Below are 15,497 nucleotides of genomic sequence, written 5' to 3'. Positions count from 1 at the left end.
GATATATTCCTTTCTTTTCAGAATAGTCCAGTCAAAGCTGGACCATAATAACATTTATGTCGTAACTGGAAATTAGCTACGAGATTCAATAATCGCTTTCGCAATGTTTTGCGGTGCATCAGAGTACTTCAAGAACTCCATGGAGTACGAAGCACGCCCCTGAGTTGCAGAGCGCAAATCAGTTGCATAACCAAACATTTCAGAAAGAGGCACCACAGCATGGACTATTTTGATGCCACCAAAGCCATCATCCATACCTTCAATCAAACCACGACGACGATTTAAATCACCAACTACGTCGCCCATGTAGTTCTCAGGAGTAGTTACTTCTACTTTCATGCAAGGTTCGAGCAGCACAGGATTCGCTTCAAGCGCACCCTTTTTGAAGCCCATAGAACCCGCAATTTTGAACGCCATTTCATTCGAGTCCACATCATGATATGAACCGTCGAACAGAGTGACCTTCACGTCCAACACAGGGAAGCCAGCGAGAACGCCATTCTTCATCTGTTCTTGGATACCTTTATCAACCGCAGGTATAAATTCACGAGGAACTACACCTCCCACAATAGCATTGATAAATTCGTAACCAGCACCTTCTTCATTAGGCTCTAGTTTTAACCAAACGTGACCGAATTGTCCACGACCACCTGATTGGCGTACAAATTTACCTTCAGCTTCAACTGATCCTCGGATAGTTTCACGGTAGGCCACTTGTGGCTTACCGACGTTACATTCGACACCAAACTCGCGACGCATACGGTCTACAATGATGTCTAAGTGTAACTCACCCATACCGGAAATAAGTGTTTGTGATGATTCTTCGTCTGTTTCAACCCTGAATGATGGATCTTCAGCTGCAAGTTTTTGCAGCGCAATCCCCATTTTATCTTGGTCTGCTTTAGACTTGGGCTCAACGGCAATGGTAATTACTGGCTCAGGGAACTCCATACGTTCCAAGATCACTCTATGATCGTTATCACAAAGCGTATCACCCGTAGTGACTTCTTTTAACCCTATCGCCGCGGCAATATCACCGGCACGAACCTCTTTCAGCTCTGTTCGATCATTGGCATGCATTTGCACGATACGACCTATACGTTCTCGCTTCTGTTTAACAGAATTGTAAACGCCTGAGCCTGACTCAAGTACGCCGGAGTACACACGGATAAAAGTTAACGTCCCTACGAATGGATCTGTAGCAATTTTAAATGCCAATGCAGCAAAAGGCGCATTGTCATCTGATGGGCGCTCAACTTCTTGCTCATTCTCATCAATGCCCTTAATTGGAGGCACATCAATAGGCGCTGGCAAAAATTCCACGACCGCATCAAGTACCGCTTGAACGCCTTTGTTCTTAAATGCAGAACCACAAGTCGCTAAAACGATTTCATTATTTATAGTACGCTGACGCAGTGCTTTCTTAATCTCTTCTTCTGATAGCGTGCCTTCTTCAAGGTACTTATCCATCAGTTCATCAGAGGATTCTGCCGCTACTTCAACCAGATACTCATGCATTTCAGCCGCTTTAGCCGCCAATTCTGCAGGGATCTCCTCATGAGTAAAAGTCATACCCTGGTCTTCTTCATTCCAGTTAATGGCTTTCATCTTGATTAAGTCGATCACGCCTCTAAAGTTTTCTTCTGAGCCAATATTCAATTGAATAGGCACACAAGTCGCTCCAAGGCGAGTTCTGATTTGCTTCACTACACGTTCAAAGTCCGCACCAGCGCGATCCATTTTATTGACGAATACTAAGCGTGGAACACGGTATTTGTCAGCTTGACGCCACACGGTTTCAGATTGGGGTTCAACACCTGAAGAACCACAAAAAACCACAACAGCGCCGTCAAGAACGCGCAAAGAACGCTCAACTTCAATAGTGAAGTCAACGTGACCTGGGGTATCGATGATATTGATGCGGTGTTCAGTGAATTGAGCATCCATACCACGCCAGAATGTGGTTACCGCAGCAGAGGTGATAGTGATACCACGCTCTTGCTCTTGAACCATCCAGTCTGTGGTCGCGGCGCCGTCATGCACCTCACCGATTTTATGAGACAAACCGGTATAGAACAGAACACGTTCTGTTGTGGTGGTTTTACCTGCGTCCACATGAGCACAAATACCGATATTACGATAACGCTCAATTGGGGTTATACGAGCCACGATTATACCCTCTCCACCAAGACAATTGCCTTGGCAATATCAACAACAATGGTGTGGGCCTAAGCCCACACCATCAAATTACCAGCGGTAATGAGCAAAGGCTTTGTTAGCTTCAGCCATGCGATGCACGTCTTCACGCTTCTTAACAGCAGTACCTTTGTTTTCAGACGCATCTAGCATTTCACCTGCTAGACGTAAAGCCATAGATTTTTCACCACGCTTACGAGCAGCTTCAACTAACCAGCGCATCGCCAGTGCGTTACGACGCACTGGACGAACTTCACATGGTACCTGGTACGTAGAACCACCAACGCGACGAGATTTAACTTCGACTGATGGGCGAACATTGTCCAGGGCTGCTTCAAGGATCACTAAATGGTTTTCGCTTTTCTTTTCAGCGACAACATCTAATGCCTTGTAGATAATTTTTTCTGCAGTCGACTTTTTGCCGTCCTGCATAATGACGTTGATGAACTTAGCCAACAACTCACTGTGAAACTTTGGATCTGGTAGGATTTTACGTTGTCCTACAACGCGACGTCTTGGCATAACAATTCTCCGTATGCTTCAGGGATTTCCAAAACTGGAATTCTCAAAATAAACTAGCTTGGCCTTACTTAACGGATACGTTAAGACTTAGGACGTTTTGCACCGTACTTAGAACGACCTTGGCGACGTGAGCTCACGCCAGCACAGTCTAGTGCGCCACGAACAGTGTGATAGCGAACACCTGGTAAGTCTTTAACACGACCACCACGGATTAAGATCACGCTGTGTTCCTGCAGGTTGTGGCCTTCACCGCCGATGTACGAAGTTACTTCGAAACCGTTAGTTAGACGCACACGAGCTACTTTACGTAGTGCAGAGTTAGGTTTTTTAGGGGTAGTAGTGTACACACGTGTACAAACACCACGCTTTTGTGGGCACGCATTCAACGCAGGCACGTTAGTCTTGTCGACTTTTGGCGCGCGTGGCTTACGTACCAACTGGTTTACAGTTGCCATGTATAGCTCCGAGTCAGTTGAATCAAACTCAACGATAAGGTGTGAAAAATCTATATCCCACAATAGTGGGACGCGGAATTTTAGAAAGGTAATGCCTGACTGTCAAGAAATAGCCAACTTTTGCGGCATTTTACAATAAAAAAGGCGCCATTGGCGCCTTTTTGTTACAAACTGATTACTTAATCTTGGCTACCGGCCATGTTTAAGAGATCAGCGAGGTTCTGTTCAGCTTCACTAGCAGTGACTTTATTCACAACAACTGGCTCGTCTTTCTTAGCGCGAGCATCATTGCGGGTCTTGTGATAAGCATAACCTGTACCGGCTGGGATCAAACGACCAACGATAACGTTTTCTTTCAGACCACGTAGTTGATCACTCTTACCACCTACGGCGGCTTCAGTCAGTACGCGCGTAGTTTCTTGGAACGACGCTGCAGAGATAAACGATTCTGTTGCCAGAGACGCTTTAGTAATACCTAGCAGTTCACGTTCGAAGGTCGCAGGTACTTTACCCTGTGCGATAAGTTCGCGGTTTGCGATCTTAACGCGAGACACTTCAACTTGCTCACCTTCTAAGAACTCTGTGTCACCCGCAGAAGTGATCAAGCACTTACGTAGCATTTGACGGATGATGACTTCGATATGCTTATCGTTGATCTTCACGCCTTGCAGACGGTAAACGTCTTGAACTTCGTTCACAATGTAGTTTGCTACGTTATGGATACCGCGCAGACGCAGAATGTCATGTGCCGCTTCTGGACCATCAGCGATAACTTCACCACGTTCGACTTTTTCACCTTCGAACACGTTTAAGTTACGCCATTTAGGGATCATCTCTTCATATTGATCGCCGCCATCAGCAGGTGTAATGACCAAACGACGCTTACCTTTGGTCTCTTTACCAAACGAGATGGTACCAGAGATTTCCGCCAGAATAGCAGGCTCTTTTGGCTTACGCGCTTCGAACAGGTCAGCAACGCGTGGCAGACCACCGGTGATGTCGCGTGTTTTAGACGATTCCTGTGGAATACGTGCTAAAGCGTCACCTACGGCAATTTGCGCGTTGTCGTCAAGGTTAACAATCGCACTACCAGGTAAGAAGTACTGTGCTGGCACTTCTGTACCAGGGATCATCAGATCGCTACCATTAGCGCCAAGCAGACGGATCATTGGGCGCATTTCTTTACCCGCTGTACCACGCTGACCGACGTCAAGGATCACGATTGATGATAGACCCGTTAGTTCGTCTGTTTGACGTGTCATAGTGACACCGTCAATCATATCGACGAACTTGATACTACCCGCCACTTCAGAAATGATTGGGTGAGTATGTGGATCCCAGTTAGCGATAATATCGCCCGCTTCAACCGCAGCTTCTTCCAATTTCTCAAGCACAGTACCGTATGGCACTTTGTAACGCTCTTTCTCACGACCTAACTCATCGATGATGGCCAGCTCAGAAGAACGAGAAACGATAACCAGTTTGCCGTCGCTGTTAGTAACATGCTTAGCATTATGCAGTTTCAATGAACCCGAGTTTTTCACTTGGACATTGTTTTCTGCAGACGCACGAGATGCCGCACCACCGATGTGGAACGTACGCATCGTTAACTGTGTACCTGGTTCACCGATAGATTGTGCTGCCACAACACCGATGGCCTCACCATGGTTGATGATATGACCACGGGCCAAGTCACGACCATAACAGGCTGCACAGACACCGAAATCGGTATCACAGGTAATCACAGAACGCACAATCACTTCATCGATTGAATGCTCTTCTAACTTGTCACACCATGCTTCGTCGAGTAGCGTGTTACGTGGTGCTAGTACATCTTCGGTGCCTGGATAGAACACATCAACGGCAACCACACGACCCAGTACGCGTTCACGTAACGGCTCAACCACATCACCACCTTCAATCAGCGGTTTCATGGTTAGACCTTCGTGAGTACCACAATCGTCTTCGATAACCACTAAATCTTGTGCAACGTCTACAAGACGACGAGTCAGGTAACCCGAGTTCGCTGTCTTCAATGCGGTATCGGCTAGACCTTTACGCGCACCGTGAGTAGAAATAAAGTACTGGAGTACGTTTAGACCTTCACGGAAGTTAGCGGTAATTGGCGTTTCGATGATTGAGCCGTCAGGTTTTGCCATCAGACCACGCATACCCGCCAACTGACGGATCTGTGCAGCACTACCACGAGCGCCTGAGTCAGCCATCATATAGATGCTGTTAAACGAGGCTTGTTTCTCTTCAACGCCATCACGGTTAATCACTGTCTCAGTTGACAGGTTTTCCATCATCGCCTTAGAAACTTTTTCGTTGGCACTTGCCCAGATATCGATAACTTTGTTGTAACGCTCACCAGCTGTGACTAGACCAGATTGGAACTGCTCTTGAATTTCAAGAACTTCCGCTTCTGCATCAGCAACTAAGGTGTATTTCTCGTCTGGAATAACCATGTCATCGATACCGACAGAGGCACCAGAGATGGTTGCAAAACGGAAACCGGTATACATCAATTGGTCAGCGAAGATAACAGTATCTTTCAGACCCAGTTGACGATAACAGGTGTTCAACAGTTTAGAGATCTGCTTTTTGCCCATGTTCTGGTTAACCAGATCAAATGACAAACCTGCTGGCAGAATAAGTGACAGCAGAGCACGACCCACAGTCGTATCAACGATACGGCGTTGTTCAGTGCGCTCACCATCATCACCAATAATGGTTTCAGTGATACGAACTTTAACGCGGGCATGCAGTTCAGCAGCGCCAGTTGCGTAAGCTTTTTCAACTTCAGCAACAGACATAAATGCCATACCTTCACCACGGCCGTTAATACGCTCACGGCTGGTGTAGTACAGACCCAATACCACGTCTTGAGACGGGGTGATAACAGGCTCGCCGTTCGCGGGTGACAGGATGTTGTTGGTAGACATCATCAGGGCACGGGCTTCAAGCTGCGCTTCCAGTGTTAACGGTACGTGTACCGCCATTTGGTCACCGTCGAAGTCGGCGTTGTATGCCGCACAAACGAGTGGGTGTAACTGGATAGCTTTACCTTCAATCAGTACAGGTTCGAACGCTTGAATACCTAATCTGTGCAGTGTTGGTGCACGGTTAAGCATTACTGGATGTTCGCGGATCACTTCATCCAGAACGTCCCAAACTTCCGCCACTTCACGCTCAACCATCTTCTTAGCCGCTTTGATGGTAGTCGCTAAACCACGACCTTCCAGCTTGCCATAGATAAATGGTTTGAACAGTTCCAGTGCCATCTTCTTAGGAAGACCACATTGGTGCAGACGTAAAGTAGGACCTACGGTAATGACCGAACGACCAGAATAGTCAACGCGTTTACCCAACAAGTTCTGACGGAAACGACCTTGTTTACCTTTGATCATATCGGCCAAAGATTTCAGAGGACGCTTGTTAGAACCAGTAATTGCACGACCACGACGACCGTTATCTAATAGCGCATCAACAGACTCTTGTAACATACGCTTTTCGTTGCGTACGATAATGTCTGGCGCAGCTAAATCTAACAGACGCTTCAAACGGTTGTTACGGTTGATCACGCGGCGATACAGGTCGTTAAGATCTGAAGTCGCGAAGCGGCCGCCATCGAGCGGTACCAGCGGACGTAAGTCAGGCGGTAACACCGGCAGTACTTTTAAGATCATCCATTCAGGCTTGTTGCCTGAAGTGAAGAAGGCTTCCATCAACTTAAGACGTTTAGTCACTTTCTTGCGACGAGTCTCAGAGTTGATTGAAGGTAACTCTTCACGCATTTGTTCGATTTCTTTCGCTAAATCGATAGCGCGCAGCAGTTCTAGAACAGCTTCGGCACCCATTTTCGCTTCGAACTCATCACCGTATTCTTCTAACGCATCCAGATACGTTTCTTCTGTCAGCATTTGGCCACGTTCAAGGCTGGTCATGCCAGGCTCGATCACGACGAATGATTCAAAATACAGTACGCGTTCGATATCACGCAGCGTCATATCCAGCATTAAACCGATACGGGACGGCAGTGATTTTAAGAACCAAATGTGCGCGACTGGGCTAGCCAGTTCGATGTGACCCATACGCTCACGACGTACTTTAGTCTGGGTGACTTCAACGCCACACTTTTCACAAATAACACCACGGTGCTTCAGACGTTTGTACTTACCGCACAAACATTCGTAATCTTTGACTGGGCCAAAGATACGCGCACAGAACAGACCTTCACGCTCAGGCTTGAAGGTACGGTAGTTGATGGTTTCTGGCTTCTTAACTTCACCAAAAGACCAAGAACGGATCAGATCAGGCGATGCCAGACCAATTTTGATGCCGTTAAATTCTTCAGTCTTGCTTTGCTGTTTCAGAAACTTTAATAAGTCTTTCACGTTTCTCTCCTGAAGGAGTTAAACCGGGTACTCCGCGACTGCGGAGTACCATTCTGTTGCCAAACGTTGCCTTTGGGCGACGCTTATTCCTGATCCAACTCGATATTAATACCGAGTGAACGGATCTCCTTCAGTAACACGTTGAAGGACTCTGGCATGCCAGGTTGCATCTGATGGTTACCGTCGACGATGTTCTTATACATCTGAGTACGACCGTTAACGTCATCCGATTTCACGGTGAGCATTTCTTGAAGCGTATAAGCGGCACCGTATGCTTCTAGTGCCCACACTTCCATCTCACCGAAACGCTGACCACCGAACTGAGCTTTACCGCCCAGTGGTTGTTGAGTCACTAAGCTGTACGAACCGGTAGAACGGGCGTGCATCTTGTCATCAACTAAGTGGTTCAGTTTGAGCATGTACATGTAACCGACGGTTACTTGACGCTCAAATTCGTTACCGGTACGACCATCATACAACTTCAGCTGACCAGAGGTTGGCAAGCCTGCAAGCTCAAGCATCTGCTTGATCTCTTTCTCTTTAGCACCGTCGAATGCAGGAGTCGCAATCGGGATACCACCCTTCAAGTTTTGGGCAAGACGCATCACTTCATCATCGGTGAATGAATCGATATCGACGCGCTGCTGCACTTCGTCACCTAACTCATACACTTGCTTGATGTAACCGCGTACTTCAGCCAGCTCGCGCTGTTCTTCAAGCATTGCAGTGATCTTGTTACCAATACCTTTAGCGGCGGCGCCCATATGGACTTCAAGTACCTGACCAATGTTCATCCGTGACGGAACACCTAGTGGGTTCAATACGATGTCTACTGGGTTACCTTGTTCGTCATATGGCATGTCTTCGATTGGGCAAATCTTAGAGATAACACCCTTGTTACCATGACGACCCGCCATCTTGTCACCAGGTTGGATAGTACGCTTAACCGCTAAGTAAACCTTAACGATCTTCAGTACGCCTGGCGCCAAGTCATCACCTTGGGTGATCTTGCGACGTTTAATTTCAAACTTCTTATCGAAGTCTGCTTTCAGCTCTTCATGCTGCTCAGCTAATTGCTCAAGTTCAGTTTGTTTTGCTTCATCGTCAATAACTTGAACCAATACATCCTTACGTGGCATCGCTGCGATTTGTGTTTCTGTGAAACCCGCACCTAACAATAGGTTACGAGCACGGCTCAATACACCTTCTTCAAGGATCTTGAACTCTTCGCTTAAGTCTTTACGTGCTTGAGCGATGTGCATCTCTTCGATTTCAACTGCACGTTTATCTTTTTCAACGCCGTCACGGGTAAATACCTGAACGTCGATGATAGTGCCCTTAACAGAGTTAGGTACACGCAGTGAGCTGTCTTTCACATCAGACGCTTTCTCACCGAAGATAGCACGGAGTAACTTCTCTTCTGGTGTTAGCTGAGTTTCGCCTTTTGGCGTTACTTTACCGACCAGAATATCGCCACCCTTCACTTCTGCACCAATATAAACGATACCTGATTCGTCGAGTTTCGACAGAGCAGATTCACCTACGTTTGGAATATCAGCGGTGATTTCTTCGCTACCCAGTTTGGTATCACGAGCAATACAAGACAGCTCTTGGATGTGGATAGTGGTGAAGCGGTCTTCCTGTGCTACGCGCTCAGAAATTAAGATCGAGTCTTCGAAGTTGTAACCGTTCCAAGGCATGAACGCGATGCGCATGTTCTGGCCAAGAGCTAAGTCACCTAAGTCAGTAGACGGACCGTCTGCTAACACGTCACCACGAACTACTGGCTCACCAACGGCACAACAAGGGCGCTGGTTGATACAAGTATTTTGGTTAGAACGGGTGTATTTAGTCAGGTTATAAATGTCGATACCCGCTTCGCCTGGACGTAGCTCATCTTCATTGACTTTAACAACGATACGGCTCGCATCAACGTAGTCGATATAACCACCACGCTTAGCAACAACTACTACACCAGAATCAACAGCTAGCGTACGTTCAATACCTGTACCGACTAACGGCTTTTCAGAGCGCAGTGTGGGTACGGCTTGACGTTGCATGTTCGCACCCATCAATGCACGGTTAGCGTCGTCGTGTTCTAAGAACGGGATCAGTGATGCAGCAACAGAAATAATCTGTTGTGGCGATACGTCCATGTATTGAATATCAGATGCGCGCATAAAGGTCGATTCACCTTTATGACGACAGGCGATCTGCTCTTCAACCATGCGGCCATTTGCATCAACTTCGATGTTTGCCTGTGCAATGACATAACGACCTTCTTCAATCGCTGACAAGTATTCCACTTCGTCAGTAATCACGCCGTCAATCACCTTGCGGTATGGCGTTTCTAAGAAGCCGTATGAGTTAGTACGAGCAAAACTTGCTAATGAGTTGATTAGACCAATGTTTGGACCTTCAGGGGTCTCAATTGGACATAAACGACCATAATGCGTTGGATGTACGTCACGGACTTCAAAGCCTGCACGTTCACGGGTCAAACCACCAGGGCCAAGAGCAGAAATACGACGCTTATGCGTGACTTCTGACAGCGGGTTGTTTTGGTCCATGAATTGTGACAGCTGTGAAGAACCGAAGAACTCTTTCACTGCAGCAGAAATTGGCTTAGCGTTGATTAAGTCTTGTGGCATCAGCTCATTCAGATCGCCTAAAGACAGACGTTCACGCACGGCGCGCTCAACACGGACTAAACCAACACGGAATTGGTTTTCAGCCATTTCACCGACGCTACGAATACGACGGTTACCTAAGTGATCGATGTCATCGACTTCGTCGAAACCGTTACGGATATGAATGATGTTCTTCATTACCGCGACGATGTCTTCTTTAGACAATACACCGCTACCTTCGTCATCGGGGATGCTCAGACGACGGTTGAACTTCATACGACCGACTTTAGACAGGTCATAGCGTTCTTCACTGAAGAACAAGTTCTGGAATAGTGCTTCAGCCGCATCTTTGGTTGGTGGCTCACCAGGACGCATCATGCGATAGATCTCAACCAGTGCTTCTAAGCGGTTAGTGGTTGAATCGATACGCAGCGTATCTGAAATATAAGCACCATGATCTAGCTCGTTGATATACAACGTGCTGATATCTTTAATGCCAGCAAGTGATAATTTCGCTAAGTCTTCTAAGCTGATTTCACTGTTTGCAGACACTAAAACTTCACCCGTGTCCGGATCGATATAATCTTGAGCAGCATATTTGCCCACGATATATTCAACTGGCACTTCGAGTTCAGTGGTATTAGTCTTTTCTAACTGGCGAATATGGCGCGCAGTAATACGACGGCCCGCTTCAACCAGCACAGAACCTTCAGCATCCTTGATGTCATAGCTGGCAGTTTCGCCACGCAGACGCTCAGGAACTAACGCCATGACTAACGTATCTTTCTTGATCTTGAACTCAACACGTTCGAAGAACAGGTCGAGGATCTCTTGAGTAGAGTATTCTAATGCACGCAGAATGATGGTCGCTGGTAATTTACGGCGACGGTCAATACGTACGAAAAGTGCATCTTTAGGATCGAATTCAAAGTCAAGCCATGAACCACGGTAAGGAATAATACGTGCGTTATACAGCACCTTACCCGATGAGTGGGTTTTACCACGGTCATGATCGAAGAACACGCCAGGGCTACGGTGTAATTGAGATACGATTACACGCTCAGTACCGTTGATAACAAAGGTACCGTTATCCGTCATCAATGGGATATCGCCCATGTAGACTTCTTGCTCTTTAATATCTTTTACAGTGCCTGCCGCTGCTTCACGGTCATACAACACCATGCGTAATTTAACGCGTAGTGGTGCTGAATACGTAACACCGCGGATCTGACACTCTTTCACATCAAAAACAGGCTCGCCAAGCTTATAGCTGACGTATTGCAGTTCTGAATTACCAGAAAAGCTCTTGATGGGAAAAACGCTACGGAAGGCGGCTTCAAGACCGCGCTCACCGGTAGGATCTTGATCGGTGAACTTCTTAAAAGAGTCTAACTGAATAGACAAAAGGTAAGGAATATCCAACACCTGTGGACGCTTACCAAAGTCTTTGCGAATACGCTTCTTTTCAGAATAGGAGTAAACCATGGGTTTCCTCTGCTTACGAGATGTGACCAAGACTGAATCAATAACTTAAGTTATTACATTCAGCACGTTTGCCCATCACCGTTGATGGCAAGAACCTAACCAGTAATCTCTGCTAGGGACTGCAAAATCTGGCGATAAACGGTGAAAAAAAATCGCCGGCGCATATAGCGCAAAAAAGGCCGACGGTTAAAAAACCGCCAGCCTCCACCCAATTGGCTTGGGTGAGTAAGCTAAAATAGCTTACTTGATTTCTACTGAAGCACCAGCTTCAACTAGTTCTTTCTTCAGAGCTTCAGCTTCTTCTTTAGAAACGCCTTCTTTAACTGCTACTGGAGCAGCTTCAGACATTGCTTTAGCTTCTTTCAGGCCTAAACCAGTTGCGCCACGGATGGCTTTAATTACTGCAACTTTGTTGTCGCCGTGTGCAGTCAGAATTACGTTGAATTCTGTTTGCTCTTCAACAGCAGCAGCAGCTTCGCCACCACCAGAAACAACAGCAGCAGCGGCAGAAACGCCGAACTTCTCTTCCATTGCTTCGATCAGTTCAACAACTTCCATTACAGACATAGCTGCAAAGGCTTCTAAGATTTGGTCTTTAGTGATAGACATAACAAATGTTTCCTATTGTTCTGAATTCAATTCTATTAAGCAGCCAGCTTGAAATTAAGCGGCTTCTTGTTTTTGATCGCGCAGGGCGGCCAGTGTACGAACGAACTTGCCAGCAGATGCTTCTTTCATAGTCATCATTAACTGTGCTAGTGCTTCTTCGTATGTTGGCAGTTTCGCCAAACGATCAATTTCCGCTGCGGGGATGAAATTCCCTTCAAAGGCTGCGCCTTTAACTTCGAAGTTAGCTTGCTCTTTAGCAAAGTCTTTTAACAGACGAGCTGCAGCACCTGGGTGCTCTAAAGAAAAAGCAATCAAAGTTGGGCCAGTGAACGTTTCTGCTAGGCACTCAAAAGCTGTACCTTCAACAGCACGACGAGCTAGCGTGTTACGTACTACACGTACATAAACACCAGCTTCACGCGCTTTTTTACGCAGACCGGTCATAGCACCTACAGTTACACCGCGAGAATCAGCGGCAACTGCAGATAGCGCACCTTTGGCAGCTTCGTTGACTTCAGCAACAATCGCTTTTTTGTCTTCGAGTCTTAATGCCATTGGCTTTACTCCTGGATTCTACCTAGGATATTTCCTAGTATTTACCATACTAAATACTTATGTATTTAGTGACTTACGGTGCAGATTATCCAGTAAAAAATTTAGCTGGGGCCTGACACCGTCTACGCAGGAAATTAAGTAAACGGTTTAAAGTAAACACCTGCGGTCTTGGACGGAAGCCTTATCTTCAACACAAAAAAGTGCTAAAAATAGGCTTCAACCCACAAAGTGCGCGCATTATAGACTAATGCGCTCACCTTGTAAAATTAGTTAGCTGTATCGAGAGTCGCTTGGTCGACAGCAACACCTGCACCCATAGTGGTGGAGATGCTTACTTTCTTCACGTATACACCTTTAGCAACTGCAGGCTTAGCCTTTTTCAGTGCAGAGATTAACGCTTCCAAGTTTTCTTTCAACTGAACTGGTGTGAAATCCACTTTACCGATAGTAGTGTGGATAATACCGTTCTTGTCGTTACGATAACGAACTTGACCAGCCTTGGCATTCTTAACAGCTTCAGCAACGTTTGGCGTTACTGTGCCTGTTTTAGGGTTAGGCATTAAACCACGTGGGCCTAAGATTTGACCTAACATACCAACAACGCGCATTGCATCTGGAGATGCGATAACAACGTCAAAGTTCATTTCACCAGCTTTGATTTGCTCAGCCAGATCATCCATACCAACAAGCTCAGCACCAGCAGCTTTAGCGGCTTCAGCATTTGCACCTTGTGTAAATACTGCAACGCGAACGTCACGACCAGTACCGTGTGGTAACACAGTTGCACCACGAACGTTTTGGTCAGATTTACGTGGGTCAATACCCAAGTTAACTGCTACGTCTACACTTTCAACAAACTTTGCAGTTGCTAATTCTTTTAACAAAGCAACAGCATCGTTGATTTCGTATAATTTAGTACCGTCAACTTTCTCGCGAATTACGCGCATGCGTTTAGTTAGTTTTGCCATTATATTAATCCTCTACAACCAAACCCATTGAACGCGCAGTACCTTCGATTGAGCGAGTCATCGCTTCAATGTCAGCACCAGTCATATCGGCAGCTTTAGTTTCAGCAATTTCCTGAATCTTAGCGCGAGCGATAGTTCCAACTTTCTGAGTATTAGGACGTGGAGAACCTGATTTCAGGCCTGCAGCAGTCTTCAGTAAGAAAGACGCTGGCGGAGTCTTAGTTTCAAAAGTGAATGAACGGTCACTGTAAACAGTGATCACGACAGGAATAGGCATGCCTTTTTCCATTTTTTCTGTACGGGCGTTAAACGCTTTACAGAATTCCATGATGTTCACACCTTTTTGACCCAGAGCTGGACCAACTGGTGGTGAAGGGTTCGCAGAACCGGATTTTACTTGTAGCTTAATATAAGCATCAATCTTCTTTGCCATCTGACATTTCCTCAGTTTGGGTTCAAACGCGCATCAGCGACATGCTGACATGCTCCCCCGAAAACAACGGGTGCGGATTATATAGAAATCCGCACCCGTTGCCAAACGGATTTTGTAGTTTATTTAATCAGCCTTTTTCAACCTGACTAAAATCGAGCTCCACTGGTGTAGAACGACCAAAGATCATTACTGACACTTTTACGCGGCTCTTGTCGTAGTCCACTTCTTCAACGGTACCGTTAAAGTCAGCGAATGGACCGTCACAGACACGCACCACTTCGCCCGGTTCGAAAATAACACGGTGAGTTGGTGAAGCCGTGGTTTCTTGCAAGCGACGCAAAATAGCATCGGCTTCTTTATCTGAAATTGGGGCAGGACGATCAGAGGTTCCGCCAATAAAGCCTAAAACACGCGGGATGCTTTTGACTAAATGCCAGCTGTCATCGTTCATTTCCATCTGGACTAACACATAACCAGGGAAAAACTTACGCTCACTCTTACGACGCTGACCTGCACGCATTTCGATAACTTCTTCAGTCGGAACTAATACTTCACCGAAGTACTGCTCCATGCCGTGCATCTTAATGTATTCAATCAGTGACTTACAAACTCGGCCTTCATAGCCTGAGAATGCCTGCACTACATACCATCTTTTTTTAGCTTCTTTAGCTTCAGTCATTCGAGGTGCCTATACGCCAGTGATAAAATTGACAATTCGCATTAACACAGCATCCATCCCCCACAGAACCAGAGCTAAGATACCTGTTGCAGCAAGGACAATAAAAGTGGTGTTAAGCGCTTCTTGACGCGTTGGCCATACAACCTTACGCACTTCAATTTGCGACTCGCGAGCAAAAGCAAAAGCTTTTTTACCCTTTTCTGTCTGTAGAGCAATAAAACCAGCAATAGCGAATGCAACGATAACACCAAGTGCACGTATGACAGCACTCGCTTCGCTAAACATTTGATTGCCAATAACAGCAGCGGCTAGCAATACAATCACTACGCCCCACTTCACGATATCCAGAGAATTGTTCTGGTTTTCAGTATTTGTTGTCATCGGTTATTCCGTTACTCAATACGGCCTGAGCTTGAGCACAATAATTAGGGACATAAGACCCAGTTTCAATACGCTTTTTTATACTCTGCATTTCCGAATACCCTTAGAAACGCAAATAGCATAAGCTCAGGGTCAAAAATCGGCCATAGATTGTATTCTTATTCGACTTTGTAAGCAAGGATACACA

Annotated in this window: 11 protein-coding genes; all 11 read right to left on the bottom strand. The window is 46.3% G+C overall.

Annotated elements, in window-relative coordinates; translation table 11 throughout:
- Nucleotides 1-72: 72 nt before the first annotated feature.
- A complete protein-coding gene (gene fusA / locus JEZ96_RS00825) occupies nucleotides 73-2,169 on the bottom strand; it encodes an elongation factor G (protein WP_011787571.1) in 2,097 nt (698 codons plus the stop codon).
- Nucleotides 2,170-2,247: 78 nt separating this feature from the next.
- On the bottom strand, nucleotides 2,248-2,718 hold the full coding sequence (gene rpsG, locus JEZ96_RS00820) for a 30S ribosomal protein S7 (protein ID WP_011787570.1): 471 nt from the start codon (nucleotides 2,716-2,718) through the stop codon (nucleotides 2,248-2,250).
- A gap of 80 nt (nucleotides 2,719-2,798) precedes the next feature.
- Complete coding sequence (gene rpsL / locus JEZ96_RS00815; protein ID WP_011787569.1) at nucleotides 2,799-3,173, bottom strand: 30S ribosomal protein S12; 375 nt, start codon at nucleotides 3,171-3,173, stop codon at nucleotides 2,799-2,801.
- A 179-nt stretch (nucleotides 3,174-3,352) separates the two neighbouring features.
- Complete coding sequence (gene rpoC / locus JEZ96_RS00810) at nucleotides 3,353-7,570, bottom strand: DNA-directed RNA polymerase subunit beta' (protein WP_011787568.1); 4,218 nt, start codon at nucleotides 7,568-7,570, stop codon at nucleotides 3,353-3,355.
- 83 nt (nucleotides 7,571-7,653) lie between these two features.
- Entirely contained in the window at nucleotides 7,654-11,685 is a 4,032-nt protein-coding gene (gene rpoB / locus JEZ96_RS00805; protein ID WP_011787567.1) for a DNA-directed RNA polymerase subunit beta, read from the bottom strand.
- A 240-nt stretch (nucleotides 11,686-11,925) separates the two neighbouring features.
- Nucleotides 11,926-12,294 carry a 50S ribosomal protein L7/L12 gene (gene rplL, locus JEZ96_RS00800; RefSeq protein ID WP_007644333.1) on the bottom strand — a complete coding sequence of 123 codons (369 nt, stop codon included), beginning with the start codon at nucleotides 12,292-12,294 and terminating at the stop codon, nucleotides 11,926-11,928.
- Nucleotides 12,295-12,348: 54 nt separating this feature from the next.
- Nucleotides 12,349-12,849, bottom strand: coding sequence for a 50S ribosomal protein L10 (gene rplJ / locus JEZ96_RS00795; RefSeq protein ID WP_006083609.1), 501 nt, complete (start codon nucleotides 12,847-12,849; stop codon nucleotides 12,349-12,351).
- Nucleotides 12,850-13,115: 266 nt separating this feature from the next.
- A complete protein-coding gene (rplA, locus tag JEZ96_RS00790; RefSeq protein ID WP_011787566.1) occupies nucleotides 13,116-13,817 on the bottom strand; it encodes a 50S ribosomal protein L1 in 702 nt (233 codons plus the stop codon).
- A 4-nt stretch (nucleotides 13,818-13,821) separates the two neighbouring features.
- A complete protein-coding gene (gene rplK, locus JEZ96_RS00785; protein WP_011787565.1) occupies nucleotides 13,822-14,250 on the bottom strand; it encodes a 50S ribosomal protein L11 in 429 nt (142 codons plus the stop codon).
- 127 nt (nucleotides 14,251-14,377) lie between these two features.
- A complete protein-coding gene (gene nusG / locus JEZ96_RS00780) occupies nucleotides 14,378-14,929 on the bottom strand; it encodes a transcription termination/antitermination protein NusG (RefSeq protein ID WP_011787564.1) in 552 nt (183 codons plus the stop codon).
- A 9-nt stretch (nucleotides 14,930-14,938) separates the two neighbouring features.
- Complete coding sequence (gene secE / locus JEZ96_RS00775) at nucleotides 14,939-15,310, bottom strand: preprotein translocase subunit SecE (protein ID WP_011787563.1); 372 nt, start codon at nucleotides 15,308-15,310, stop codon at nucleotides 14,939-14,941.
- Nucleotides 15,311-15,497: the final 187 nt, after the last annotated feature.

This window comes from Shewanella putrefaciens (assembly GCF_016406325.1).
Classification (GTDB): Bacteria; Pseudomonadota; Gammaproteobacteria; order Enterobacterales; family Shewanellaceae; genus Shewanella; species Shewanella putrefaciens.
The sequence above is the reverse complement of the archived record's forward strand: the minus strand, read 5'-3'. Positions and strand labels throughout refer to the sequence as shown.